At 42.9% G+C, this 24,177-nt stretch carries 26 protein-coding genes and 1 pseudogene (1 of these 27 running past the window's edge); 20 read left to right on the forward strand and 7 right to left on the reverse strand.

Going from position 1 to position 24,177, the window contains the following annotated elements; all coding sequences use genetic code 11:
- Positions 1–23 precede the first annotated feature (23 nt).
- From B1L02_RS01835 to hslR, 3 genes are all read right to left on the reverse strand, one after another.
- Positions 24–1,562 carry a phosphoenolpyruvate carboxykinase gene (locus B1L02_RS01835; protein WP_010378491.1) on the reverse strand — a complete coding sequence of 513 codons (1,539 nt, stop codon included), beginning with the start codon at positions 1,560–1,562 and terminating at the stop codon, positions 24–26.
- 263 nt (positions 1,563–1,825) lie between these two features.
- A complete protein-coding gene (gene hslO / locus B1L02_RS01840; RefSeq protein ID WP_088529699.1) occupies positions 1,826–2,671 on the reverse strand; it encodes an Hsp33 family molecular chaperone HslO in 846 nt (281 codons plus the stop codon).
- Positions 2,672–2,682: 11 nt separating this feature from the next.
- Complete coding sequence (gene hslR / locus B1L02_RS01845) at positions 2,683–3,093, reverse strand: ribosome-associated heat shock protein Hsp15 (protein ID WP_010378496.1); 411 nt, start codon at positions 3,091–3,093, stop codon at positions 2,683–2,685.
- A gap of 276 nt (positions 3,094–3,369) precedes the next feature.
- On the opposite strand from hslR, the gene gspC reads away from it, so the two are divergent.
- From gspC to B1L02_RS01910, 13 genes are all read left to right on the forward strand, one after another.
- Positions 3,370–4,257, forward strand: a complete 888-nt coding sequence (gene gspC, locus B1L02_RS01850) for a type II secretion system protein GspC (RefSeq protein ID WP_088529700.1) — start codon at positions 3,370–3,372, stop codon at positions 4,255–4,257.
- A 27-nt stretch (positions 4,258–4,284) separates the two neighbouring features.
- Complete coding sequence (gene gspD, locus B1L02_RS01855; protein ID WP_088529701.1) at positions 4,285–6,351, forward strand: type II secretion system secretin GspD; 2,067 nt, start codon at positions 4,285–4,287, stop codon at positions 6,349–6,351.
- A 70-nt stretch (positions 6,352–6,421) separates the two neighbouring features.
- A complete protein-coding gene (gene gspE / locus B1L02_RS01860; RefSeq protein ID WP_174694569.1) occupies positions 6,422–7,930 on the forward strand; it encodes a type II secretion system ATPase GspE in 1,509 nt (502 codons plus the stop codon).
- On the forward strand, positions 7,930–9,156 hold the full coding sequence (gspF, locus tag B1L02_RS01865) for a type II secretion system inner membrane protein GspF (RefSeq protein WP_088529703.1): 1,227 nt from the start codon (positions 7,930–7,932) through the stop codon (positions 9,154–9,156). The genes gspE and gspF overlap by 1 nt, the downstream gene beginning before the upstream one ends.
- A gap of 64 nt (positions 9,157–9,220) precedes the next feature.
- Positions 9,221–9,646: a type II secretion system major pseudopilin GspG gene (gene gspG, locus B1L02_RS01870; RefSeq protein ID WP_026001105.1), complete on the forward strand. Its 426-nt coding sequence runs from the start codon at positions 9,221–9,223 to the stop codon at positions 9,644–9,646.
- A gap of 3 nt (positions 9,647–9,649) precedes the next feature.
- Positions 9,650–10,243 (forward strand): prepilin-type N-terminal cleavage/methylation domain-containing protein, encoded by a 594-nt coding sequence (locus tag B1L02_RS01875; protein WP_010604370.1) that lies wholly within the window; start codon positions 9,650–9,652, stop codon positions 10,241–10,243.
- Positions 10,240–10,617, forward strand: coding sequence for a type II secretion system minor pseudopilin GspI (gene gspI / locus B1L02_RS01880; protein WP_010378513.1), 378 nt, complete (start codon positions 10,240–10,242; stop codon positions 10,615–10,617). The genes B1L02_RS01875 and gspI overlap by 4 nt, the downstream gene beginning before the upstream one ends.
- A complete protein-coding gene (gene gspJ, locus B1L02_RS01885; protein WP_010378515.1) occupies positions 10,617–11,255 on the forward strand; it encodes a type II secretion system minor pseudopilin GspJ in 639 nt (212 codons plus the stop codon). The genes gspI and gspJ overlap by 1 nt, the downstream gene beginning before the upstream one ends.
- A complete protein-coding gene (gspK, locus tag B1L02_RS01890) occupies positions 11,252–12,253 on the forward strand; it encodes a type II secretion system minor pseudopilin GspK (RefSeq protein ID WP_088529704.1) in 1,002 nt (333 codons plus the stop codon). The genes gspJ and gspK overlap by 4 nt, the downstream gene beginning before the upstream one ends.
- On the forward strand, positions 12,250–13,455 hold the full coding sequence (gene gspL / locus B1L02_RS01895; RefSeq protein ID WP_088529705.1) for a type II secretion system protein GspL: 1,206 nt from the start codon (positions 12,250–12,252) through the stop codon (positions 13,453–13,455). The genes gspK and gspL overlap by 4 nt, the downstream gene beginning before the upstream one ends.
- Complete coding sequence (gene gspM, locus B1L02_RS01900) at positions 13,452–13,925, forward strand: type II secretion system protein GspM (RefSeq protein WP_088529706.1); 474 nt, start codon at positions 13,452–13,454, stop codon at positions 13,923–13,925. Before gspL ends, gspM begins: the two co-directional genes overlap by 4 nt.
- Positions 13,926–13,927: 2 nt before the next feature.
- Positions 13,928–14,686, forward strand: a complete 759-nt coding sequence (locus tag B1L02_RS01905) for a type II secretion system protein N (protein WP_010378525.1) — start codon at positions 13,928–13,930, stop codon at positions 14,684–14,686.
- A gap of 147 nt (positions 14,687–14,833) precedes the next feature.
- Positions 14,834–15,403, forward strand: coding sequence for a UPF0149 family protein (locus B1L02_RS01910; protein ID WP_088529707.1), 570 nt, complete (start codon positions 14,834–14,836; stop codon positions 15,401–15,403).
- Between the two features lie 2 nt (positions 15,404–15,405).
- Here the strand turns inward: B1L02_RS01910 and B1L02_RS01915 are convergent, their stop codons facing one another.
- Together B1L02_RS01915 and B1L02_RS01920 are read right to left on the reverse strand one after the other, a co-directional pair.
- On the reverse strand, positions 15,406–15,609 hold the full coding sequence (locus B1L02_RS01915; RefSeq protein WP_088529708.1) for a hypothetical protein: 204 nt from the start codon (positions 15,607–15,609) through the stop codon (positions 15,406–15,408).
- A complete protein-coding gene (locus B1L02_RS01920) occupies positions 15,609–15,968 on the reverse strand; it encodes a hypothetical protein (RefSeq protein ID WP_223191984.1) in 360 nt (119 codons plus the stop codon). The genes B1L02_RS01915 and B1L02_RS01920 overlap by 1 nt, the downstream gene beginning before the upstream one ends.
- Positions 15,969–16,217: 249 nt before the next feature.
- Between B1L02_RS01920 and ccoG the strand changes: the two genes are divergently transcribed.
- The 5 genes and pseudogenes from ccoG (at position 16,218) to B1L02_RS01945 (ending at position 20,493) form a co-directional block, all read left to right on the forward strand.
- On the forward strand, positions 16,218–17,675 hold the full coding sequence (gene ccoG, locus B1L02_RS01925; RefSeq protein ID WP_088529710.1) for a cytochrome c oxidase accessory protein CcoG: 1,458 nt from the start codon (positions 16,218–16,220) through the stop codon (positions 17,673–17,675).
- 49 nt (positions 17,676–17,724) lie between these two features.
- Entirely contained in the window at positions 17,725–18,699 is a 975-nt protein-coding gene (locus B1L02_RS01930; protein ID WP_088529711.1) for a serine/threonine protein kinase, read from the forward strand.
- A gap of 16 nt (positions 18,700–18,715) precedes the next feature.
- Positions 18,716–19,339 carry a thiol:disulfide interchange protein DsbA/DsbL gene (locus B1L02_RS01935; protein WP_088529712.1) on the forward strand — a complete coding sequence of 208 codons (624 nt, stop codon included), beginning with the start codon at positions 18,716–18,718 and terminating at the stop codon, positions 19,337–19,339.
- A gap of 18 nt (positions 19,340–19,357) precedes the next feature.
- Positions 19,358–19,987, forward strand: a complete 630-nt coding sequence (locus tag B1L02_RS01940) for a thiol:disulfide interchange protein DsbA/DsbL (RefSeq protein WP_088529713.1) — start codon at positions 19,358–19,360, stop codon at positions 19,985–19,987.
- A 48-nt stretch (positions 19,988–20,035) separates the two neighbouring features.
- Positions 20,036–20,493, forward strand: a pseudogene (locus tag B1L02_RS01945) (DUF523 domain-containing protein).
- Positions 20,494–20,503: 10 nt separating this feature from the next.
- Here the strand turns inward: B1L02_RS01945 and trmA are convergent.
- Complete coding sequence (trmA, locus tag B1L02_RS01950) at positions 20,504–21,598, reverse strand: tRNA (uridine(54)-C5)-methyltransferase TrmA (RefSeq protein ID WP_088529714.1); 1,095 nt, start codon at positions 21,596–21,598, stop codon at positions 20,504–20,506.
- Between the two features lie 164 nt (positions 21,599–21,762).
- On the opposite strand from trmA, the gene B1L02_RS01955 reads away from it, so the two are divergent.
- A complete protein-coding gene (locus B1L02_RS01955) occupies positions 21,763–22,890 on the forward strand; it encodes a DUF5610 domain-containing protein (RefSeq protein WP_088529715.1) in 1,128 nt (375 codons plus the stop codon).
- Between the two features lie 63 nt (positions 22,891–22,953).
- Positions 22,954–23,730, forward strand: coding sequence for a glutamate racemase (gene murI / locus B1L02_RS01960; protein WP_088529716.1), 777 nt, complete (start codon positions 22,954–22,956; stop codon positions 23,728–23,730).
- On the opposite strand, the gene B1L02_RS01965 is transcribed toward murI, so the two are convergent.
- On the reverse strand, positions 23,731–24,177 hold the 3' portion of the coding sequence (locus B1L02_RS01965; RefSeq protein WP_088529717.1) for an RNA recognition motif domain-containing protein. The gene runs 21 nt beyond the window's last position; the window shows 447 of its 468 coding nt (coding positions 22–468); the start codon falls outside the window, past its right edge — the gene reads right to left on this strand; its stop codon occupies positions 23,731–23,733.

The raw sequence follows: 24,177 nt of genomic DNA on the forward strand, positions 1-24,177 counted from the left end.
TTGATAAAGGAATCTTTCTTAGATTAGCCGCGAGGACCTGCCGCTTTGATTGCTTCAGAAACATCGTATTTAGCGAAGTTTTCTTTGAAGTCAGCCGCAAGTTTAGCTGCATATTCCGCATACTTAGCTTGATCTTGCCATGTATTTACTGGATTAAGTAGCTTGCTATCAACACCTTCCACTGCCACTGGTACATCTAAATTTAGTGCCTCAATGTGCTGTGTCTCAACGCCCTCTAATGTATCGTTTACGATTGCATCAATCACGGCGCGAGTTGTTGGAATGTCAAAACGCTTACCAATGCCATAAGGACCACCAGTCCAACCTGTGTTTACTAGGTAGACTTTCGCGCCAAACTCACGCACACGTTTCATTAGTAGCTCAGCGTACACGCCTGCTGGACGAGGGAAGAAAGGAGCACCAAAACAAGTTGAGAAAGTTGATTCGATATCAGAGGTTGAACCAATCTCAGTTGAGCCTACTTTCGCCGTGTAGCCACTAAGGAAGTGATAAGCCGCAGCTTCTTCGCTTAGGATTGAAACTGGAGGTAATACGCCACTCACGTCACACGTTAAGAATACAACTGCACGAGGCTCGCCCGCGCGGTTTTCAACTTTACGCTTTTCAACATGCTCAAGAGGGTAAGCTGCACGCGTATTTTGCGTTAAGCTTGAATCGGTATAGTCAGGAGTACGCGTTTCATCTAGCACGACGTTTTCTAAAATAGTACCAAAACGGATTGCATCCCAAATAACTGGCTCGTTCTTTTGTGACAGGTCGATACATTTCGCATAACAACCGCCTTCAATGTTGAATACGCTACCAGGTGCCCAACCGTGCTCATCATCACCGATAAGAAAACGCTTAGGATCCGCAGAAAGCGTGGTTTTACCTGTTCCTGATAAACCAAAGAATAACGTTGTATCACCAGCTTCACCAACGTTTGCACTACAGTGCATAGGTAGCACACCTTTTGCTGGTAGTAAGAAGTTCTGTACAGAGAACATCGACTTCTTCATTTCACCGGCGTAATGCATACCTGCGATAAGCACTTTGCGCTGTGCAAAGTTAATGATAACGGTGCCATCGCTGTTTGTGCCATCACGCTCAGGATCACAAACAAAAGAAGGTACGTTCATCACCTGCCATTCAGGTAAATCAGTTTTGTTATAAGAGTTAGGTTCGATAAACATGTTTTTAGCGAAAATGTGATGCCAAGCAGTTTCAGTCGTTACAACGACTGGTAAATAGTGCTCTGGATCCGCACCGACTTCTAAGTGAGAGACGAAGTGGTCATTTTCAAGAACGTGCGCTTCTACGCGAGCCCATAAAGCATCAAACTTAGCACCTTCGAATGGGCGGTTTACGTTACCCCATTGGATGTCATTTTCTGTGCTTGATTCTTTTACGATGAAACGGTCGTTTGGTGAACGACCAGTACGACGCCCAGTTTTTGCAACAAAAGCTCCATTTGCGGCTAAAGTGCCCTCGCCACGACGGATAGCGTGTTCGACAAGTTCAGCTGCGGTTAAATCGACAAAACGAGTAGCGCTTGAAGTCATGTTTATACCTAAAAAGTGAGAGTTGAACGGGATAGCTCTGGGGTACTCTTGCCCTTAGCTAAATTTATAGTAACAGATGAAATTGAGATATTCGAGCCTTTAGAGTGCTTAAAACTACATAAAAACGTCAAAAAACTTGAATAATTTCAATGATACCGGTGTCATAACTTTTATATGTTTTATGACACCGGTATCACCCAATAGACATAAAAAAACCGCCAAAAATGGCGGTTTCATTTTGTAATTAAGGGCTAAAGCGCAACTTAATTAAATAACGATTTAATATCTTGCTCGTTAAAAACGTAGTTTTTCAAGCAGTAATGACAGCTAATATTGACTTCGCCGTGTTTTTGCAAGTCTTCCATCAAGGCTTCTAGTCCGACATTTGCCAGCGCGTTCTCGGTTTTTTCACGGCTACATCCACATACAAACGAGATAGCTTGTGGTTCAAAAAGTTGAGGATTGTCTTCGTGATACAGTCTTGTTAATACGGTATTGGCGTCTAAATCTAGTAGCTCTTCATCTTTAATCGTGTCGCTTAGTGCTTCAAGATGTTGGAAATCGGCAACAGACTTTTCTTTATTGACGGGCAGTACTTGTAAAAACAGACCTGCCGCTTTCACTTTATCGCCGACTAGGCTTGTTGCGAACCATAAACGGGTTTTCAATTGCTCAGATTGTTCGAAGTATTCTTCTAAACATTCGGCAAGTGATGCTTTAGAAAGCGGAACTATGCCTTGATAGCGTTCGCCTTTTGTCGGTGTAATGGTGATAACCATATACCCTTTGCCCATTAGCTCAGGTACCGATGATCCTGAAACCTCAGATTGCAGCCTTGCCACGCCGCGCATCTGTTGTTTGTGATTACCATTGATCACCGCATATTTCACTGGACCATCACCTTGAAGCTGAACCGCAATGTCACCTTCAAATTTTAACGTAGCGGTAAGCAAACTTGTTGCAACCAATAACTCGCCTAATAGCTGTTGCACAGGCTCTGGGTAGTTGTGACCGCTAATGATGTCAGTAAAAGTCTGTTCTATTTGTACAAGCTCACCACGTACGTCCAGCTTGTCGAAAATATAACGATGAAGTAAATCAGTCTGCATCAATGAAAATCCTAGTTTGATTTCAATTTAAGTAATTCACGGCGTTGTTTCTTGTCCGGCTTAGTGGCAGGACGAGGCGCAAACAAGCTATTGTTTTGGCGCGCCAACGCGTTTTGCGTTCGTTTTTCAATACTTGCTTCAGACTCTTCATAAAGAGTTTGAGCGATAGGAGCCGCTTGTCGCTTTTCCATGATTTTGAGTATGGTTACTTCTTTCTCTTCATATCCTTGGGCTAATTTCACTACTGCGCCGACTTCAACCGTTTTACTTGGTTTACAGCGCTGACCGTTGTAATGTACTTTGCCACCTTGGACCATATCGCGAGCAAGCGCTCGCGTTTTGTAGAAGCGAGCAGCCCATAACCACTTATCAATACGAACTTTCTGTTCAGATTGGTTGTTTTCCTGTTGGAGTTTTGTCACAATTCGTTAACTATTTGCTAGTGTGAAATTTAACCTAACAAATTTAGCATATTTCGTTATGCAAACAAAGTAGATGAAAGGCACTAAACTTGTGAGTTAATCGCACTTTACCTAAAAAATGAACTAATATGTGTGTCTATGTTCCAAGGTTAAGTTTAGATTCAGTTAATTGGCCTACGGTGTACCTATTTAATTAAAAGTTTAACAAATGCACGCTTGTTGAAAAAATTTCGAGGCGGTACACTGGGGCGTTCAAGAGAATAAGAAAAGTATTATATGGAATTACAGTTACAACAGCTTCAGAAGTTTTGGCTTGGTTTGCCTCATGCAAAATTGAGTCGTATCATTGTTGTCCTGTCGGTTGTTTACGTTGCGTTTCTCTTTTCGCAATTATTTTGGTTGTTATGGCCTGTGCCACAAACACAACCCTTACTCCCAGCATCACAACTGTATAGTCAATCAAGTAGCGGTGGTATTACAAGCCAAGGAATTGTCTCACAAAACTTGTTTGGTGAGGCCAATGCTAAGCCTGATACCAAGCCGCAACCTGTGGTTTCTGATGCACCGGAAACAACGCTTAACGTTAGGTTAACTGGTATCGTGGCTGTCAGCCAAGATGATGGTGCAGGCCTTGCTATTATTGAATCTCAGGGGCGTCAAGAGACCTATTCTGTTGACGCGCCAATCACAGGCACTCGTGCAAAGCTTGCTCGGGTATTACCTGATCGTGTGATTTTAGATGTTAGTGGGCGTTTTGAAACGCTGATGTTAGATGGTATAGAGTTTAGTCGCACTGTGGCGATGCCAACAAAGCCAAAGAAAATCGTCAACAACGCAACTTCACCAACCCCACCTCGAAATGAACTTGCAAATCGTCGCCAGGAATTAATAAACGAGCCCGGTAAGTTGTTTGATTATATTAAAATTTCACCAGAGCGCCGCAATGGAGAACTAATCGGTTATCGCCTTACACCAGGCAAAGATCCTGAGCTATTTAAACAAGTCGGTTTACAAGCGAATGATTTAGCAATCGCGATTAATGGGTTTCAGCTCACGGATATGAAACAGGCTATGTCAGCTATTAATGAACTTAGAACGAGCACAGATGCAAACATCACGATCGAGCGAGACGGTCAGGTGATGGATGTGCAGTTTAGCCTGTAAAGTTACTAATTTTGGAGTTTTAGAATAATGGGTAAAAAGCTACACCTCACAAAAACCAAAAAAGGGTTAGCTAAGTATGCAACGCTCTTGATTGCTGCTGGTATTTCACTTTCTGTTTCTGCGGTTGAATATGCCGCGAACTTCAAAGGTACCGATATTAATGAATTCATTAATATCGTTAGTGATAAGCTGAATAAAACTATCATCATAGACCCTAACGTGCGCGGTAATATCAATGTTCGCAGTTATGAGCTGATGGATGAAAAGCTGTATTATCAGTTCTTTTTAAACGTGCTTGAAGTATATGGTTATTCAGTTATTGAAATGGATAGCGGTGTGCTTAAGGTAGTTCGTAGTTCTGATGGTAAAAAGTCGAACGTGCCTTTGGTATCTGGTGAAGAGCTAGGAAATGGTGACGTAATGGTAACACGCGTTGTACGGGTGAAGAACGTTAGCGTGCAAGAGCTTGGTCCACTTATTCGTCAATTCAGTGACCAAAAAGATGGTGGTCACGTAACCAATCTAAATTCAGCAAACGTGATGATGCTAACCGGCCATGCGTCCTCGGTGAATCGTCTTGTTGATATTATCAAAACGGTTGACCAAGCAGGCGATAAGCGTGTTGATATCGTTAAGCTGAAGCATGCCACTGCTGAAGATGTTGTTAAAGTCGTTGAAAAGATTTTCCAAGACTCAGGGAAAGGTGGTGTACCAGACTTCCTTATTCCGAAAATTGTGTCAGATACCCGCACTAACAGCGTCATTGTTAGTGGCGAGTCACAGGCACGTAGCCGCGCGGCTGAACTCATCAAGCGTTTAGATGATGAACTACAATCGCAAGGCAATACTCAGGTTTTCTATCTAAATTACGCAAAAGCGGAAGATCTGGTTAAGGTTCTTCAAGGCGTGAGTAAATCGATTGAAGAAGAACAAGCCGCAGGTCAGCAAGCAAGAACTCGCAGTAGTAGCAAAAATGAAACCAGTATTGAGGCGCACGAAGACTCAAACTCGCTGGTGATTACCGCACAACCAGACACGATGCGATCTTTAACTCAGGTGATTAAAAAGTTAGATATTCGTCGAGCTCAAGTATTGGTTGAAGCAATCGTTGTTGAGGTTTCTGAAGCCGATGGTATTAACCTTGGCTTACAGTGGATCTCTGAAAAAGGCGGGATGCTGCAGTTTAATGATGGCAACACCGTTCCGATCGGTTCACTAGCTGTTGCAGCACAACAAGCACGTGATAGAGAGATTAAAGGGACAATCGTTGGAACAGATGATAATGATGTATCTAATACCACGACTACCGAGCGTGGAGACTATAGCGGTTTGGCGGGCCTACTGAAAAATATCAATGGTCTGGCGGCTGGTATTGTGAAGAATGACTGGGGTGCAATCATTCAAGCGGTAACCACGGATACCAACTCAAATATTCTAGCTACGCCGTCGGTTACGACTATGGATAACGAAGAAGCGTCCATGATCGTCGGTGAAGAAGTGCCAATCGTCACCGGTTCTACTGCAAACGACAATAATTCAAACCCTTTCCAAACCGTAGACCGTCAAGAAGTGGGTATCAAATTAAAAGTAACCCCTCAGATTAACGACGGCACTGCGGTTCAACTGACGATTGAACAAGAAGTATCCAGTGTTAAAGGTGCAACGTCGGTGGATATTCGAGTGGCTAAACGTGCTATCAATACCACAGTTATCGCTGATGATGGTGGCATGGTTATCTTAGGTGGTCTGATTGATGAAACCGTTCAAGAAAGTGTTTCTAAAGTACCGCTATTAGGTGACATTCCAATATTAGGTCACCTATTTAGATCAACAGGGACTAAAAAGGAAAAACGTAACTTATTAGTATTCATTCGTCCGACTATTGTACGTGATAGCCGCAGTATGAACGACATTAGCCATTCAAAATATAACTTTATTCGTGGTGAGCAGTATAAGCAAAGAGAGGATGGCATCGAGTTAATGCCGTTTGAAGACACGCCAATCCTTCCTAAGTGGGATGACAAGCTTACTTTGCCACCGACGTATGAAGAGTTCTTGAAAGAGCAAAATAGAAAAGAGCGTGAAAATGATTGATGAAAAAGTCACGCCAGATTTAGGAGCAGAGGCTGAAGAGTTGGCCGCTCAGCTGCAAAGTGCTGAGCCAATGATCGAAGAAGTGGCTGAAATGCCACACGTACCTGCTATTACATTGCGTTTGCCATTTTCGTTTGCACGTCGAAAAGGGGTGTTACTCAGTCCAGATGGCGATCAGGCTAAGCTCTTTCATAAAGGCACGCTTGATCTTGAAACGCTGATGGAAGTACGCCGCGTTGCAGGTAAAACATTACATCTTGAGGCGCTAGATGAAGACCGCTTTGAGCATATGCTTGAAGCGTCTTATCAAAGAGACAGCTCTGAAACACAACAGATGATGGAAGATATCGGCAACGAGATGGATTTGTTCTCGCTTGCTGAAGAATTGCCACAAACCGAAGACCTGCTAGCTGCGGATGATGATGCGCCTATCATCAAGCTCATTAACGCCATGTTAAGTGAAGCGATAAAAGAAGGTGCATCGGATATCCATATCGAAACTTTTGAGCAAGAACTGGTTATTCGCTTTAGGGTTGATGGTGTACTGAAAGAAGTATTGAAGCCAAACCGTAAGTTGTCTTCATTATTAGTGTCTCGTATCAAAGTAATGGCTAAACTCGACATCGCAGAAAAACGTGTACCGCAAGATGGCCGTATCAGTTTGCGGATCGCAGGACGAGCCGTGGATGTGCGTGTATCAACGATGCCATCAAGCTTTGGTGAGAGAGTGGTGCTACGTCTACTAGACAAAAATAACGCGAGATTAAACCTTGAAGATTTGGGCATGACTCAAGCAAACCGCGATGCGTTTGCAGAGCTCATTGCTAAGCCTCACGGTATCATATTGGTTACCGGTCCAACAGGTTCGGGCAAGAGTACAACCTTGTATGCGGGCATGACACAAATCAACTCTAAGGACCGCAATATCTTAACGGTTGAAGATCCGATTGAATATGAGATCCCGGGCATTGGTCAAACGCAAGTAAATCCAAAAGTGGATATGACATTCGCTCGAGGCTTACGTGCAATTCTACGTCAAGATCCTGATGTGGTGATGGTAGGTGAAATCCGAGATTTGGAGACCGCGCAAATTGGTGTCCAAGCGTCTTTGACTGGCCACTTGGTATTATCCACACTGCACACTAACACCGCAGCAGGTGCTATCACTCGTATGGAAGATATGGGGGTTGAGCCATTCCTTTTAAGTTCATCTCTACTTGGTGTACTTTCACAACGACTGGTAAGAACGCTTTGTCCTAAATGCAAAGAAGCGCATGTAGCTGATGAGAGAGAGTGTGAGCTGCTGGGGGTTGCCAAAGACAGTGGCACGCAAATCTTCCGCGCGGTTGGGTGTGAAGAATGTAATTTTAATGGCTATAAAGGCCGTACAGGTATTCATGAGCTTCTCATTGTTGATGAGCCTATCCGTGAACTTATTCATAATGGTAAGGGTGAGCAAGCGGTAGAGAAATATATTCGTAAGCGTACGCCAAGCATCCGACAAGATGGCTGTTCGCGAGTACTTGCTGGTCAAACAACCTTAGAAGAAGTAATGCGTGTAACGCGTGAGGAAGGCTAATGGCAGCGTTTGAATACCGCGCCTTAGATGGTAAAGGCAAAGAGAAGAAAGGAATTTTAGAGGCGGATACGGCGAAGCAAGTTAGGCAAATGCTGAGAGAAAAAGCCATGATGCCACTTGAGGTTTTGCCTGCTGCTGAGAAAGATAAAAACCAAAGTAGTGGTGGTTTTACGCTTTTTAAAGGCTACCGTCCCTCGGTATCAGACCTTGCCTTGATCACGCGCCAGTTGGCGACCTTGATCCAATCTTCTTTACCTGTTGAAGCTGCGGTGATGGCTGTAGCTGAGCAATGTGAAAAGCCAAGATTAAAGCGTATGCTGATGGCGGTAAGATCAAAAGTCGTTGAAGGTTACACACTGGCAGATGGTATGTCGGAGTTTCCTCACGTATTTGATCACTTGTACCGCTCAATGGTTGCTGCTGGAGAAAAGTCAGGGCACTTAGATGAAGTACTAAATCGCTTGGCCGATTACACTGAGCAGCGTCAACATATGCGTAGCCAAATTACGCAAGCGATGGTGTATCCCATTATTTTGGTCATCTTTGCTATCGCGATTGTTTCCATTCTATTGGGGACGGTAGTACCAAAGATCTTGAAGACCTTTGAGAAATCCAAGCAAGCACTGCCTTGGACAACTGAGTGGGTTATGGCTGCCAGTAATTTTGTACAAAACTACTGGATGATTACGTTGGCAGTGGTTGTCATTGGCACCTACGCGATTAAAAAAGCATTACAAAAACCTAAGGTCCGCTTTTGGTACGATAGCAAGCTGCTGAGTTTACCGGGTCTTGGAAAGGTAACTCGCAGTGTGAATACTGCACGATTTGCGCGTACCTTAAGTATTCTCTCATCGAGTTCTGTTCCGCTACTTGAGGGTATGAAAATATCAGGCCAAGTACTTGAGAACGAAAAAATCAAAGCCTCCGTTGCAGAAGCGGCGACTCGGGTGAGTGAAGGTGCAAGCCTTAGAGCGTCGTTGCAACAGACCAAAATGTTCCCACCTATGATGCTGCACATGATTGCCAGCGGTGAAAAGTCGGGTGAATTAGAACAGATGCTTGAGCGTGCAGCGAATAACCAAGAAAGAGAATTTGAAAGTATGGTAAATGTCTCGCTGAAGTTGCTAGAACCTGCGATGATAGCGACGATGGCAATTATTGTACTGTTTATAGTTATGGCGATTCTTCAGCCCATTATGGCGATGAACAAAGCCGTAGGATTGTAGTCAAAAAGGAAAGGCCATCGCATGTTTTTGCATGGTCATCAATAACAGCATTGAGGTAAACATTGTGAAAAAACAATCAGGTTTCTCACTACTAGAAGTGATGGTGGTACTTGTTATCATCGGTATGATCTTATCTATCGTTGCACCTAACGTGATGGGTCAACAAGAAGAAGCTGCAAAAGAAAAGGCACGTCTAGATATTCGTCAAATTGAAGACGCAATGAAGATGTACAAGTTAAAAAACAAACGTTACCCAACCACAGAGCAAGGCTTGGAAGCGTTGGTAACGCAAACCAATATTGACCCGGTACCAAAACGTTTCCCTGAAGGTGGCTTTATTTCTAAGCTTCCAGAAGATCCATGGGGCAATCCTTACCAATTAGTCAGCCCAGGCGAAATGAGCCAAATCGATATCTTTTCAATGGGTCCGGATGGCGAAGTTGGAACTGATGATGATATCGGTAACTGGGATACGGAAGACGAACGTTAATCTATGTTAGCACCTCTGCATAAACCGGCATTAGCTAAGGTAAAGGGCTTCAGTTTACTTGAAGTCCTTATTGTCTTGGTGATCATTGCTTTTTCAGTAAACCTCATTACTTACACCGTCAGTGACAGTGATGAGGAAGAGCTGGAAACCATGGCTATGCGTGTGCAGGGGACGATTAATCTTGCATCAGAATTTGCAGTACTAAATCAGGTTGAACTTGGTTTTCACTTAGATAAAGGTGTGATTGAGTTTTTGGTTTTTGACGGTGAGAAGTGGCGAACTTTCGAAGCGGACGATATCTACAAACCAATTGAACTGCCAGAGCAGTACAAAGTGGAATTGATCTTAGAAGATCTGCCGTGGTCTCAAGATAACTTACTGGAGCAAGCAAATTGGCGAGAGTTGATGAGTGGCGGTGACGACGACAATTTACTTGAACTTAAAAAGCTCAAGATCCCGCAAGTACTTATTTTATCTTCCGGTGAAGTCAGCGCATTTAGATTAAGTGTGGAAAATAAAGAGCTGCAGGAGCCAATATTTTTTGTCGAAGGCGAATTTATGGCGCCGGTGGGGCTGAAGCGGGAACCTGAAGAATGAGCGCTAAAAAAAGCTTAGGCTTTACCTTACTTGAAGTCATGGTTGCGCTAAGTATTTGTGCTGTCGCTGGTATTGCTGCAATGCAAGCAACAAGCGAACATATAAATCATATCAGCTCGCTTGAAGAGCAGACCTATGCGTCGTGGGTGGCAGAAAATCGCTTGGTATTTTTGCGCGCGCAAGGCGATGACTGGCATGGGAAGAATGGTAACAAAGGCGAAGAGGAAATGGCCGGGGTCACTTGGTATTGGCAACAGCATATCCAACAAACGGCAGATCCTAGCTTTGTAAAGCTCACCGTGCACGTTTTCCGCGAGCCTGAACTCAAAAACTCAGTGTATGACATCACCACTTTTATGTACCGGAGTAAGTAGTGACAGTGCATACACCACAGCGTGGTTTCACGCTAATAGAAGTATTGTTAGCACTGGCTATTTTAGCGGTAGTGGTGACAGCGACTCATCAAATTTTAGATTCAACGTTGAAGGCCCAAGCGGCTTCAGCGGAAAAAATTGCCGAAATTGAAGGTCTACAAACGACTTTCCGCTTGATGGATCAGGATTTTAATCAGATCACTAAGCGAGAAGTCAGAAATGAAGCAGGGGATTTTAGCCCAACTTATATCATCCATGGCCGTTATGAGCTTGAGAGCCAATATGATGGTATCGCTTTTGTTCGTGATGGTTGGACTAACCCTATTAGTTTATTGCCACGTTCTGAACTGCAGGCCGTGGGCTATCGGGTTATCGATGACAAGCTTGAGCGTATTTATCGAGTATATGTTGACCAGCTTGATGGAACAGAGCCCCGCGCGCAGGTCATCTTGGAAGATGTAGAAGAGTTAAAGTTTGAATTTTTGGATGACAAACTAAAATGGCAAGCTGATTGGAAGTCTAAATCGTTACCTAAAGCGGTTAAAGTGACGTTGCAAAGAAAAGACTCGGATCCAATAAGCCGTTTATTTTTAACGCCAGGCAGTGGTGTCGCTGATGATAAGGGGCAACAGCCATGAAGCAGCAAGGTGCAGCACTTGTCATCGTACTTTTCATCGTTGCATTGGCAGCGACAATTGCCGCTGAAATGGCGAGTAGTTTAATGGTGCAGGTACAAAAGGCCTCGAATATTCAAACTCAGCAGCAAGCCAAATGGTATAGCTATGGTGCTGAGGAGTTAGTGAAAAGAGCGTTGATCCAAGCGAAGAAAGATGACCCTGATACCGTAAATCTAGACCAGCCTTGGGCGCGTGAAGAAGTGCCTTACCCTGTTGACCATGGTACGTTGAGCGGTAAAGTGACAGACTTACAGGCATGCCTAAACCTGAATGCCTTGAGAGCAAAGTCACAAACAAATGGAAATAACCAAGGTGGTCAGCAGATTGGTGGAAAGAATACAAACCCAGCCCATGCTGCGTTATTGGAACTTTTGAAGAATATTGAGGATTTGCCGAGTAACGAAAGCGAGGAGGCCCTTGCTGATAGTGTATACGATTGGCTTGATGAAGATAGCATTACTTACCGCTCTGGGGCAGAAGAAGACGAGTATATGTCTAATCAGACGCCTTACTTAACGGCTAATAATTTGATGGCGTCTGTTAGTGAGCTACGCGTGATTAAGGGCTTTAACCCGCTAGTGATGGAAAAGATTAAGCCTTATGTTTGCGTGATCCCAGGAAGTGAGGAGCTCGCGGTAAACGTCAATACGATATTGCCAGAGCAAGCGCTTTTACTCAGTGCACTTATACCTGGATTATCGAAATCAGGCGCTGAAGCTATTATTTCTGCGAGACCAAAAAAAGGTTTTACAGATATCAATGAATTTTACACGGAAGTCGCGAATCAAGGGGTCAAAAACCCTAACAAGACTTCCAAAATTTTTACGATTAACAGCAATTATTTTCAGTTGCGAGCAACAGCTGTGTTTGATGAGCGACGCTTTTCTCTCACATCAATTATAGAAACAAAAGATGGTAAAGCGTACGTGCTTGCTCGTAAATTTGGAGGCGTAGAGTGACAGAACAATTATTGATCCGTGTGGGTCAGTCACACCAGACGACAATACACTGGTTAGTGTGGTCAACAGAACAACAACAAATTATTGCCAGTGGTGAATTAGAAGGGAGTGAACAACTTGGTAGTCTCGCTGAAAAGGCGCAAACGAGACCCGTTGTATTGTTACTACCAGCAACTGCGGTGCAGTTACGCACGCTTGAGCTACCAGCAAAGTGGAATAGAAAACTAGAACAAGCCTTACCGTTTATGCTTGAGGAACATGTTGCGACCGACATCGATGCGCTATTTATCGCGATTGGTAAACCGGGCATGAAAGCCGACACACATACTATAGATGTTGCGATTTGTGATAGCAGTTGGCTACAAAGCTGGTTTAGTGCCTTCGATGATGCAGGGATCAGTGTAAGTAAAGCGCTACCGGATGCTCTATGTTTGCCGCTTCATGAAGAGATGACTAGTGCCGTGCAGTTAGGTCAGCAATGGCTATTCAAACACAATGCTTGGCAAGTTGGCACTGCTGAACTTAGCTGGGTCAACGAGTACCTCACCATTGCGGGTGTTAAGCAGCTGGCGCATTTTAGCCCGGCAAGCGATTTCTCAGAAACGATAACGCTTACAGCGCAACAACAAGATTACGATTTACCTTTAGCCATCTTCGCGAAATCGCTATCAAACATTGATTTTAATTTGCGTCAAGGTCGGTTCGCTGCGAAGAAAAAGCAGCCGCAGTGGTGGCGTGACTGGCGCAGTGGACTAATAGCGGCGAGCGTGGCAGTAGTGAGCTTTATCGCAATTAAAGGCACTCAGCTGTATGTGATAAGTTATCAAGCTAATCAGCTAGAAACCCAAGCGGTCGCTATGTATCAACAGGCATTTCCAAATAAAGTAGTACGTCCGCACTTATTGAAAAAACAGCTCCAAAATGAGCTTGATGCGTTATCTGGCACGGAGCAGGGCGGTTTGCTCGAATTAACTAATCACTTTGTGGCGATTTATGAAGAAGTTGATGCTTTTGCTCCTGAAACACTGCGTTACGACAAACGTAGGAACGAACTCAGAATTAGAGCGCGTGCAAAAGAGTTCCAGGTATTTGGTCAAGTCAAAGCAATTTTAGAGCAACGCGGTGTAAGTGTTGAACAGGGCGCTTTGAACAATGATGGTGACTTTGTGGTGGGTGAAATTCGCATTCGAGGTGCAGTATGAAGCAGCAAGTAATTAACTATTGGCATGGTCTAAAAGAGCAAGAACAAAAACTGTTGATTGTTGCCGGCGTTATTTTTGTCGTTTTTGTACTGGTAATGGGTATATTCAAACCTTTAAATCAGGCTGTCAGCGATGCCGAAGCTAAGCTAAAACGTAATCACGAACTCGTAAATTGGGTTGGTCAAAGCGTGAATAAGCTGAAATCTAGCAGCCCTGCACAGGTGATTAGCGGCGGTAATATTAGTCAGGTAGTCAATAATACCCGTGGCCGTTTTCAAATAGATATCAGCAAAATGCAGCCTAGTGGCGAAAGCTTGCGTTTAACCATCGATGATGTGGAATTTAATAAACTCGTTGCGTGGATAGATGAACTGACAAATAAGCATGGAGTAAAAGTAGAAAACCTAGACCTTACACAAGGGAACTTACCTGGCTTTGTGCGTGTTAGTCGCTTGGTTTTAGAGAAATAATTATGAAAAAAACACTATCTCTACTCATTATATTTTTACTCGCATTTATTATTTTTAGTGCTTTTACTATGCCTGCAGCGGTGTTGCTGCAAGTTTTTAAAGGCCAATTGCCAGCTAATTTGCAGCTAGGTGCAGTAAATGGTTCTGTTTGGCATGGTCAAGTGAGCGGTGTGAGATTCAATAACATTCAATTGAATCAGGTTAAGTGGGAGCTTGAACCGTCGTCATTACTACTCGGTGAGTTGGCAGGCAATGTACAGTTTGGTAATGCGAGAGATAAAAATGAGATCTCAGGAAAAGCCAATTTCTCATCGAATTTAGTCAGTAAATCCGTGACGGTAAATAACGCCTCACTTCGTTTCAGTGTTGAGCAGGCTATGGATCAAGTAACTCTGCCATTGCCGGTTGATGCCAAAGGGCGCGTTATTGTCAATGTGAAGGAGTACCAAAGTGGTGCACCGTACTGCGAAGGACTAAATGGTGAGATAAGTAGTCCAAATATTGATGTGAAAGGCATGAATGGTTGGTTTAGTATCGGCGACCTTAGTGGTCAGCTCGATTGTAAATCAGGAGATATTGCCGTGGTTGTTGACCCTGAAAATCGTCTGGGCTTACAGGCTGATGCGACACTAGCTGCCAATTTCCAGTTTCGCGTGTCTGGTAATGTCAAGCCAGATGCAAGTCTACCAAAAGAAGTACACGATGCTGTTAAGTTTTTGGGTAGACCGGATGGCGAAGGTCGTTACCCTGTAAACTTATAACACACTTCTGTCATATCAGATCTTAGTTAACCTGAACTGGAGAATGGATTGTGATTCCTAGTTCAGGTCTATTAATCTAATCTCGGGTTAGTTATTAATAAGTATTTTTGTAGGTGCTGTTACTGCGCCTAAGTTCAAGGCTACACTATGCACGATTTCTCTTTTACTGCAGCGCATCAGCTGAATTTGGAAAACTACTTTTCTGCGCGCAAGCTTTCTATTGATATCGCTTTTTTACAAGGATATTTATTCGCTACCTGCATAGACCCAAACGGTATAGAGGTCGAAAAGTGGCTTAAAGCTTTGACTAATGCTGATCCCGAGCTGGATGAAAGCGTTGCATTTGCATTGATGGCTTTGCATCATGAGATTTCTGAGCAGGTATATGAAACTGAATTTCAATTACCTTGGAGTGGTGAAACGCCACTTGATCAGAAAATTAATTGGGCCGAAGGATTCTTAATGGCGGCGACGCCCTTTTATGAGCAATTGATGTCCAGTCCGCTCGCTGATGATATTAAACAGGCTTTGCAAGTTAGCACCGAGCAACTGGGGCTTTTTGCACTTGGCGAGCAACAGTTAACGATTTATTGTGAAAAGGTAGGGCAGTCACTGACTGAGTTTCAACTAACTCAAGCGCAATTGGCTGACGAGTTCGCCGCTTCTTATGCTGAGTTAGTTGAAGTTGCCGCCGTTAATAGTGGGTTATTTGAATAATCTTACGCGAGATCTAACTCGATAAATGTGCAACCCTGTTGGCATTGTGCCACAGCTTTATTTGACGTCGATTGGCTTAAGCTGAGTACAATGGGTTGCTGACAGCTTGGGCAGTTGACAACACGTCCTTGACTAAGCTTCTTGATGAGCGCTTTTTGATCATTAAAGGATTTTGCTGACTTTTTATTTAATTGACTAAAGTCCATTATAATCCCTTCGCTTCATGAATGGCTTGCTCTGCAATTTCACAGATTTTGACGAGATCAGGGCCGTAAAAATATAAGTTATAGTCGTTTTCTTTACAATATTTTAGATGGAAAAGCCTTACTTTTTCATCCGTAGCAAGGGCTTCGTCAATGTAGCGTTTTTCGTCATCTGTCATGGTAATTGCCTTTATGACATTGGCTCTGGCAATTCTTGCAGTCGTGCTGCGTTGTACTTTGCTGGACTCGCTGAGCACTTCAACGCCTTGACCGAGTAATCTGTCCCTTGGCTCTTTAATCAATGGATGATCCACAGTAAACAGAGCAACGACTATAATGGCTAATACTAAGAATTTTTTCATAATCTGACACTGATTTGATCTAGCTAACAAAAATCTTGGCCCTAGTGTAATAAACTTGTCTGTCAGGTCGCAACAAATCTCTCATCATTTATGGTGGGTTTTAGCTCAACTTACTATTAATCATAGAGTTTCAAAGCGTATAATAGTAAGCGCTAAACTATGTCATGGGGCACACTGCAATAGTTTAGCCTGTATTTTTCAAGGTCACTGTAGCAAGTGCATCTCGTTCCAAAGCACTAAGGAGCTTCTATGGAGAACGAAAGAATCAAGGTTAAAAACATACCGTCTGAAGTAAAAATTCAAAAGCCAACAGGTGGCACTGAAGGGAAATCGCTCAATAGCTCTACTCCCGATCGGTTTAACCCTCGCAATCGCATATATGTCCGAGCGGTGTCAGGTCTACATCAATTGCTAAGAAGGCGTATCGGCTTCATTGGTATGTTGGCATTTATGGCATTACCTTGGTTGAATTTTCACGGTCATCAGGCGGTGTTATTCGATATTTTTGCGCAGAAGTTTAATATTTTCGGCATGACGCTATGGCCACAAGATCTGACTATCTTTGCGTTTATTCTGATGATAGCTGCATTTGCTCTGTTCTTGGTAACCACCTTCTATGGCCGGGTATGGTGCGGCTACACCTGCCCGCAAACTGTTTGGACGTTTATCTTTATTTGGTTTGAAGAAAAGTTTGAAGGAACGGCAAACCAACGGAAAAAACTAGATCAGAGACCAATGGATTTTGACAAGTTTTGGCGAAAAACGGCAAAACACGGCAGCTGGATACTCTTTTCACTCTATACCGCAATCACTTTTGTTGGTTACTTTACCCCAATCCGCTCATTGATCCCTGATTTACTTACTTTTTCAGCTGGCTTCTATTCTGTCATTAGCATCATCGTGTTTACCATTTGTACTTATGGTAATGCGGGTTGGATGAGAGAAATTATGTGTTTACACATCTGTCCTTACTCCCGCTTCCAATCAGCCATGTTTGATAAGGATACGTTTACCGTTGCCTATGATAGCGAACGAGGGGAGAGTCGAGGTCCTCGAGGGCGCAAACAAGATCCAAAAGAGCTAGGTCTAGGTGATTGTATCGATTGCAACCTGTGCGTTCAGGTGTGTCCTACCGGTATAGATATTCGTAATGGCTTGCAATATGAGTGCATCAACTGTGGTGCGTGTATTGATGCCTGTGATGGTGTAATGGACAAGATGAACTACCCGCGTGGATTGATTGCTTATACCACAGAGCGCAATTTAGAATCATCTAGCGAAAAGACCAAACCAGTACGTGGTAAATTAATCGGTTATTTAATGATTCTGGTTGTCATCACAGGCGCATTAGTTGCAAACATTGCGATGCGTAAGCCGATGGATCTTGATATTATTCGTGATAGAAATCAGCTTTATCGTGTCAATATTGAAGGGTTGGTAGAAAACACCTATACCTTGAAAGTGATAAACAAAGCGCAAGTTGAGCAGAGATTTTCTATTGCAATAACGGGTCTCAGTAATTATCAAGTGATTGGTAAGCAAGAGGTGCACTTAGCTGCAGGCACGACATTAGATGTGCCACTCTCTGTTGTGATTGATCCGTATGATTTGAAAAAGCCAGTAACTGAATTTGAGTTCGTGCTTATTAACCAAGACGATCCTGAAGAGCGGCTGGCACAGCCAACCAATTTCTTCAAGGGAAGATAATAAAGTAAGGTAAAAGCGAGGTATTAAACCTCGCTTTTTTATAAACATTATGAACGATTTTAGTTTTAACGCGCTGACACCGGATCTTATTTTAGATGCGATTGAGGCACTTGAGATATATCCAACAACGGGGTTATTAGCTTTAAACAGCTATGAAAACCGTGTTTATCAATTTGGTGCTGAGGATGGCAAGCGTTATGTGGTGAAGTTTTACCGCCCAGCGCGTTGGACGGATGAACAAATTCTCGAAGAACATGAGTTCGCGCTGGCAGCGAAAGAAGCTGAAGTGCCTGTTGTAGCACCTTTACTTATTACTGGACGTAGCCTGCATTTTCATGAAGGTTATCGGTATACTTTGTTTCCAAGTGTAGGTGGACGCCAGTTCGAGCTAGACAATCTAGACCACTTGGAAATTTTAGGCCGCTACCTTGGACGCCTGCATTGTCTGTCAGCTGAGCGAGCATTCGAATATAGACCAGAACTCAATACCCAGCGTTTTTTTGTTGATGCGCAACAAGCACTGCTAAAAAGCCAGTTAGTGCCTAGTCATTTGCATACTCCATTTGTTACTATTCTTGAGCAAGTTATTAACAAAGCAGCATCAAAGTATCGAGTTGCGAAAACGCTTCGGCTTCATGGTGATTGCCATGCTGGGAATCTGTTGTGGTCCAGAGATCAATTGATGTTGGTGGATCTTGACGATTGTCAGCAAGGCCCTGCAATACAAGACTTGTGGATGATGTTAAATGGAGACCGCAACGAGCAGTTGGTACAGTTAGATACCCTGCTTACGGGTTACGAAGAATTTATGCCGTTTGATTCAAAAGAGCTCGCATTAATTGAGCCATTACGCGCCATGAGAATGGTGAATTATATGGCTTGGTTGGCACAGCGCTGGCAGGATCCTGCATTTGAACGGAACTTTTCTTGGTTTGCGACAGACAAATACTGGGAACAACAGATCCTAGCCTTAAAAGAGCAGTTTGCCGCACTAGATGAACCAAGTTTGAGCCTATTTCCTTAAAATTAGAGAGAGTAACATGCTAAAAAAATTAAGAATCGCATTAGTCGCACTACTTTTGCCCATTGCTGCGATGGCTTCAGACTTTACCGAAGGAGAGCATTATACAACCTTAGCGACCGAACAGAGCAAGTCACAGAAGGTTACCGAGTTTTTCTCTTTTTACTGCCCTCATTGTTTCCGCTTTGAGCCAATTGCAAAGGCGATTGAAAAGAACTTACCTGAGGGAGCTCACTTTGAAAAAAGCCATGTAAACTTTTTGCGTGGTATCCCTACAGAAACTCAGAGTAATCTTAGTTATGCCTATATTATTGCTGAACAAGCAGGCAAAGCGGATGTTATCGCTGAAAAGATTTTTAATGCTATTCATGTTGAAAGAAACAAACTGTTAGACATTAAAGATTTAAAAACGTTAATGGAGTTGAATGGTATATCTGCTGAAAAGTTTGACCAGGCTGTAACGAGCATACCAGTGATTAGTGCCGAAAATAACATGCTTAAAGCACAAGAAAAGTTTTCTGAAGCAGGGGCACTTACGGGTGTTCCAACTTTTATCGTAAATGACAAGTACAGAATCGAGATGAAAGGTATCAAGAGTCAAGAACAGCTTGATGAATTGATCGCATATCTATTAAAAAAATAAGGACTGGAGAAAGTTAGTATGTTGAAAGTATTAAAAGGCTTAGCGGTTGCACTAATGTTTCCTCTTTTAGCTCAGGCTGCACCATATGAAGAGGGTGTACATTATGAAGTTATTGCGGAGCGTGGTACGAAAAAGCCTGAGGTGATGGAGTATTTTTCTTTTTATTGTCCAGCCTGTAACGCGATGGAAAACTTAATCGTTGATGTTAAACCAAAACTGGACGAGGGCGTTAAATTTAAAAAGAGTCATATAGATTTTGTTGGACCAAGGGAGCCTGAGATCCAACAGATGTTGGCGCAAGCGCTTGCGACTGCTGAAGTACTACCACAAAAAGACAAGATAATTGCAGCCATGTTTAACCATATTCATGGCAAGCGTGCAAAAATCAATGAGCTTGCTGACGTAAAGGATATCTTTATCGCGCAAGGCGTAGAAGCTGAAAAGTTCGATAAATTGTACGCAAGCTTTGCCGTCCGTACTAAAACATCGAAAATGCAGCGTATGCAAAAAACACTGTCAGACAAAGGTGCACTTACAGGCGTGCCAACGTTTATCGTGAATGGTAAATACAAGTTGTTGTTACGTGAATCAGGAACAACCAAAGCTGACCAAATTGCTGCGCTGGTAAATTATTTAGCAAAGCAATAAACGCTGATTTGTATTAGACTAGCCCTGCAATTGTTGCGGGGCTTTTTTATGTTTAAGATTTTAGTTTCTAGTTGTTTATTAGGTTATCCGGTGAGGTATGACGCCTCTTCACAAAGCCTTCAAGACAATACATTACAGTATTGGCGGCAAAAAAATTGGGTCTTACCGCTATGCCCTGAAGTATCAGGTGGTTTACCAACACCTCGTCCATCGGCTGAAATAATAGATGGTAAAGTTTTGAGTAAACAAGGGGGGATTTTACCGCGGCGTTTGAACTCGGTGCTAAAAAAGCGCTTGCGGCTTGCCTTCAGCACGATATAAAGTTTGCGTTGTTAAAGGAGTCCAGTCCGTCTTGCGGCAGCAATCTGATTTACGATGGTAGTCATACAGGTAAAAAAATAGTAGGGCAGGGGCTGACGGCGTCTTTATTGCAGCAATCCGGTATTCAAGTCTTTAGCGAAACTCAACTGCCAGCACTTATTACAGCGATGGCAGCCAGTCGTTAATCGTTATCAATCACTTTCTCACTAAGTAAACGCCAGATTCAATATGATGGGTATAGGGGAATTGATCGAAAATCGCCATACGTGCGATTTTATGTGTTTCACACAACAAGGCTAAATCACGTTCTAACGTTTCTGGATTACATGAGATATAAATAATATTGTCGTAGTTGCTGACTAGGCGACAGGTCAGTTCATCCATACCAGCACGAGGCGGATCGACAAGAATCGTTTGGCAATCATAGGATTGTAAATCGATACCATCTAATCGAGAAAACTTCTGCCCTTTCATGGCTTGTGTAAACTCTTCACTCGACATGCGAATAATATCTAAGTTCTCGACTTTGTTCGCTGCAATATTAAATTGAGCAGACTTTACCGATGATTTAGAGATCTCAGTGGCAAGTACTTTATTGAATGAGCCTGCCAACGCAATTGAAAAGTTACCGTTACCACAGTAAAGCTCAAGTAGATCGTTGCTTAGCGGTTCACTGATGGACTGCGCCCAAGCTAACATTTTTTGATTCACTTCCGCATTCGGTTGCGTAAAGCTGTTCTCAACCTGCTGATAAATATATTCTTTACCGTTAACGCTCAGTTTTTCAGTTACATAGTCGTTGCCAAATACAACTTTTTGTTTTCTAGCACGACCTATAAAATCAACTTTGTAGGTTTGCTGCAACTCGGTTCTTAATGTCTGCATGGCAGTTTGCCAAGCCTCATCTAATTGTTTGTGATAAAGCAAGCTGATCAGTACTTCACCGCTCAATGTGGTGAGATAGTCGATCTGAAATAGTTTACGACGCAGTATTTCGTTGCCTTTCAGCTGATGGATCATCACCTGCATCATTTCATTGACTAGTGGCGCACCAGGATCAAAGCTATCAACACGGATCTTTTCTTTTGTTTGTTGGTCAAACATGATGTGGAACAGATCTTCGCCGTCATGCCATACTCTAAATTCACAGCGTTGGCGGTAGTGGCGAGTCGCAGAGTCATACACTTCAAGTGCTGGTGCATTAAACTGTGCAAATTGTGTTGTGATACGCTCAGCTTTGTCTGCTAACTGTTGCTCGTATGCTGAATCATCAATTTTTATTACTGCCATGCTAAAACCATCTATGTTGAATTAAGAGGCGCTATTTTAGGGAGCGTTGCTAATTTGTCCAGTCTAGCATCACTGATGTGTCTGGTTTGCTGTTTTTTTAATCATTATACTTTAGCTTTGCGCAAATATGCCGATAATCTAACTAGTATATTGGAGGGCATACCATGAAAATCGGGCAATTAAATCAGTTGCTCAATCCAGCGATGCAGCATAAGCCTGGAAAGAGCAAAGGGATAGGACCAAATATCCAAATTAATTCAGACAGCTATGCGGGGAATAAATCTAAGCTAGCTGCTAAGATTCTTGATGATAAGCTTGCAGAAGCATTGGGGATTGAGAAGCCGACACAAGATAAAAAAGACAAGCCATTATTTGACTTTGAAGCAATAGTCAAAAATGTACTCGATTTTGTTCAGGGTGCAGTGAAGAAAGCCAAGGTCGATGGCAAAAGTGATGACGAATTGAAATCCATGCTAAATGGGGCTCGTAAAGGTGTGCTTCAGGGGATTGATGAAGCCAGTGAAGAGTTAAAAGGTATGGGCGCTTTCAATTCTGACATCGAAGATGGTATTGAAAAATCACGAGAAGGGATTTTTAAAGGTTTAGATGATTTCGAAAAAGAGCTGTTTGAAGAAAAATCGCCAAAGGCATTAGCGATCAGTGCCGCACAGTTTGCTAGCCTCTCTAATCAGGCTGAATATGCATTTACAACTGCTGAAGGGGATGAAGTCGTTATTTCATTCTCCGATGCGTATGCTCAGGGTACTGCTGCGAGTGTCGCGAAAAAAGGTAATGATTATGGCATGGCATATGGCACTAAGTCCTCTCACGAAGTCAGTTTCTCAATTAAGGTTAATGGTGAGTTGAACGAAGAGGAGCAGCAGGCAATTAACGATATGATGGAAGATATTCGTAACGTCAGTGACTCTTTTTTCGGTGGTGAATACGATGAAGCTTTCGATTTGGCAAAGTCGCTTAGTTTAAACTCAGATCAAATCACTAACTTCACGATGGATCTAAGACAAAGTAAAACGTCTGCTGCGATTGCTCAATATCAGCAAGGCAATCCAATGAAGGAGTTAGAGAAGGCATTTATGCCACTGAATAAGCAGTTAGCAGATATTCAAGAGCAAGCTAAGGGACTCAATGCCGATAATGAGTTGCCAAACCTACTTGCGTGGATGAATGAGGGTCAATCGAGACTAAATGAGTTTTTGGATTATGCTAGTAGCTTTTTCAGTAAACTGAATGAACTAAATAAAGAGCAAGTTGAGCAAAAACAAACAAGCTAAGCCAGTTTATTTTCTCGAGGACTCATGGCAAACTTCATACTTCATTGATTTGAGGTATGAAGTTTGTCGCATATTTTGGTTTTCGATTCGGGGATCGGTGGCACCAGTGTGCTGTCGCACTTAAGGGCATGTTTGCAGGGGGTTTCATTTAGTTATGTTATGGACAACGCTTTTCTCCCATATGGCCTTCAGCCTCAAGAGCTAATCAAATCACGTATCAAGGGTCTCATTAGCTGGCAACAACAATGCTTGAGCAATGTTGATCTTATCGTTATTGCATGTAATACCGCTTCAACATATGCATTGGAAGAAGCTAGAAAGCATACCCATATTCCAATCATAGGTGTGGTTCCCGCTGTTAAGCCTGCTGCGTTGAGTTCAAAGACTAAACACATCGCACTATTGGCAACTCCCGCAACGTCAAATAATGCTTATACTCATAAGCTCATCATGGATTTCACCTCTGGTTGTAAAGTTGAAACTCTGCATTCAACAGAGCTAGTAAGAATTGCCGAGCACTTTTATTGGCATAACGAGCTGGATAAAGAGGCACTTTGCGCGGAAATAGCTCGGCTTAACATTCCTGCCACTGTTGATAGGCTAGTGTTGGGATGTACACATTTTCCTTTGATAGCTCACGATATTAAGAATTGCTTACAGCAGCATGTTGAGCTGGTTGAATCAGGCAAAGCAATAGCGAATCGCGCAGTGTCATTGTTGGGAAGTCAAATAGTAGTAGGGGAAAAGGTGCCGAGTGCATCGGAAGTGCATTTTTACGCAACGGCACCAGTAATAGGTAGTAAAGAAGTAATCTCTATTATTAATTTAAATAAAGATTAATTAAGCGGGTGAGTGATCAATCTCACCTTCCGGCTTTTGCTTTGCTTCTCTTACTTTTAATGTACGCTGTTGAAATTCACGTTCATTGAGTTGAGTAATGGCCTTTTCTGCATCTTGCTTCGACATCTCAACAAAACCAAAACCACGTCGTTTGCCTGTGTTTTTATCCTTAAGTAGACGAACTGAAAATACTTGCCCTTGCTCTTCGAAAAGTTCGCGGACAACATGTTCGTTGGCTCGATATGGCAGATTGCCTACATATAATGTAGTGGTTGATAAGTTTGGTTGTTTTTCTTGTTGTGTATCACTTTTTAAAAACTGGCTCATTACACCACCGATGACAATACCTACGGCAAGCATAAGAGCAGCGTCGAGCTGAGTAGAGCTTAATGCAAGATCAACAATGAAAAAGCTCGCTACTGCAATAACCAAAGTGATCAAAATTAC

It is taken from the genome of Pseudoalteromonas piscicida (assembly GCF_002208135.1).
Lineage (GTDB): Bacteria > Pseudomonadota > Gammaproteobacteria > Enterobacterales > Alteromonadaceae > Pseudoalteromonas > Pseudoalteromonas piscicida_A.

Coding starts and splice junctions, on each gene's coding strand:
- B1L02_RS01835 (WP_010378491.1), bottom strand. CDS start 1,562: ATGACTTCAAGCGCTACTCGTTTTGTCGATTTAACCGCAGCTGAACTT.
- hslO (WP_088529699.1), bottom strand. CDS start 2,671: ATGCAGACTGATTTACTTCATCGTTATATTTTCGACAAGCTGGACGTA.
- gspC (WP_088529700.1), top strand. CDS start 3,370: ATGGAATTACAGTTACAACAGCTTCAGAAGTTTTGGCTTGGTTTGCCT.
- gspD (WP_088529701.1), top strand. CDS start 4,285: ATGGGTAAAAAGCTACACCTCACAAAAACCAAAAAAGGGTTAGCTAAG.
- gspE (WP_174694569.1), top strand. CDS start 6,422: ATGATCGAAGAAGTGGCTGAAATGCCACACGTACCTGCTATTACATTG.
- gspF (WP_088529703.1), top strand. CDS start 7,930: ATGGCAGCGTTTGAATACCGCGCCTTAGATGGTAAAGGCAAAGAGAAG.
- B1L02_RS01875 (WP_010604370.1), top strand. CDS start 9,650: ATGTTAGCACCTCTGCATAAACCGGCATTAGCTAAGGTAAAGGGCTTC.
- gspI (WP_010378513.1), top strand. CDS start 10,240: ATGAGCGCTAAAAAAAGCTTAGGCTTTACCTTACTTGAAGTCATGGTT.
- gspK (WP_088529704.1), top strand. CDS start 11,252: ATGAAGCAGCAAGGTGCAGCACTTGTCATCGTACTTTTCATCGTTGCA.
- gspM (WP_088529706.1), top strand. CDS start 13,452: ATGAAGCAGCAAGTAATTAACTATTGGCATGGTCTAAAAGAGCAAGAA.
- B1L02_RS01905 (WP_010378525.1), top strand. CDS start 13,928: ATGAAAAAAACACTATCTCTACTCATTATATTTTTACTCGCATTTATT.
- B1L02_RS01910 (WP_088529707.1), top strand. CDS start 14,834: ATGCACGATTTCTCTTTTACTGCAGCGCATCAGCTGAATTTGGAAAAC.
- B1L02_RS01915 (WP_088529708.1), bottom strand. CDS start 15,609: ATGGACTTTAGTCAATTAAATAAAAAGTCAGCAAAATCCTTTAATGAT.
- B1L02_RS01920 (WP_223191984.1), bottom strand. CDS start 15,968: ATGAAAAAATTCTTAGTATTAGCCATTATAGTCGTTGCTCTGTTTACT.
- ccoG (WP_088529710.1), top strand. CDS start 16,218: ATGGAGAACGAAAGAATCAAGGTTAAAAACATACCGTCTGAAGTAAAA.
- B1L02_RS01930 (WP_088529711.1), top strand. CDS start 17,725: ATGAACGATTTTAGTTTTAACGCGCTGACACCGGATCTTATTTTAGAT.
- B1L02_RS01935 (WP_088529712.1), top strand. CDS start 18,716: ATGCTAAAAAAATTAAGAATCGCATTAGTCGCACTACTTTTGCCCATT.
- B1L02_RS01940 (WP_088529713.1), top strand. CDS start 19,358: ATGTTGAAAGTATTAAAAGGCTTAGCGGTTGCACTAATGTTTCCTCTT.
- trmA (WP_088529714.1), bottom strand. CDS start 21,598: ATGGCAGTAATAAAAATTGATGATTCAGCATACGAGCAACAGTTAGCA.
- B1L02_RS01955 (WP_088529715.1), top strand. CDS start 21,763: ATGAAAATCGGGCAATTAAATCAGTTGCTCAATCCAGCGATGCAGCAT.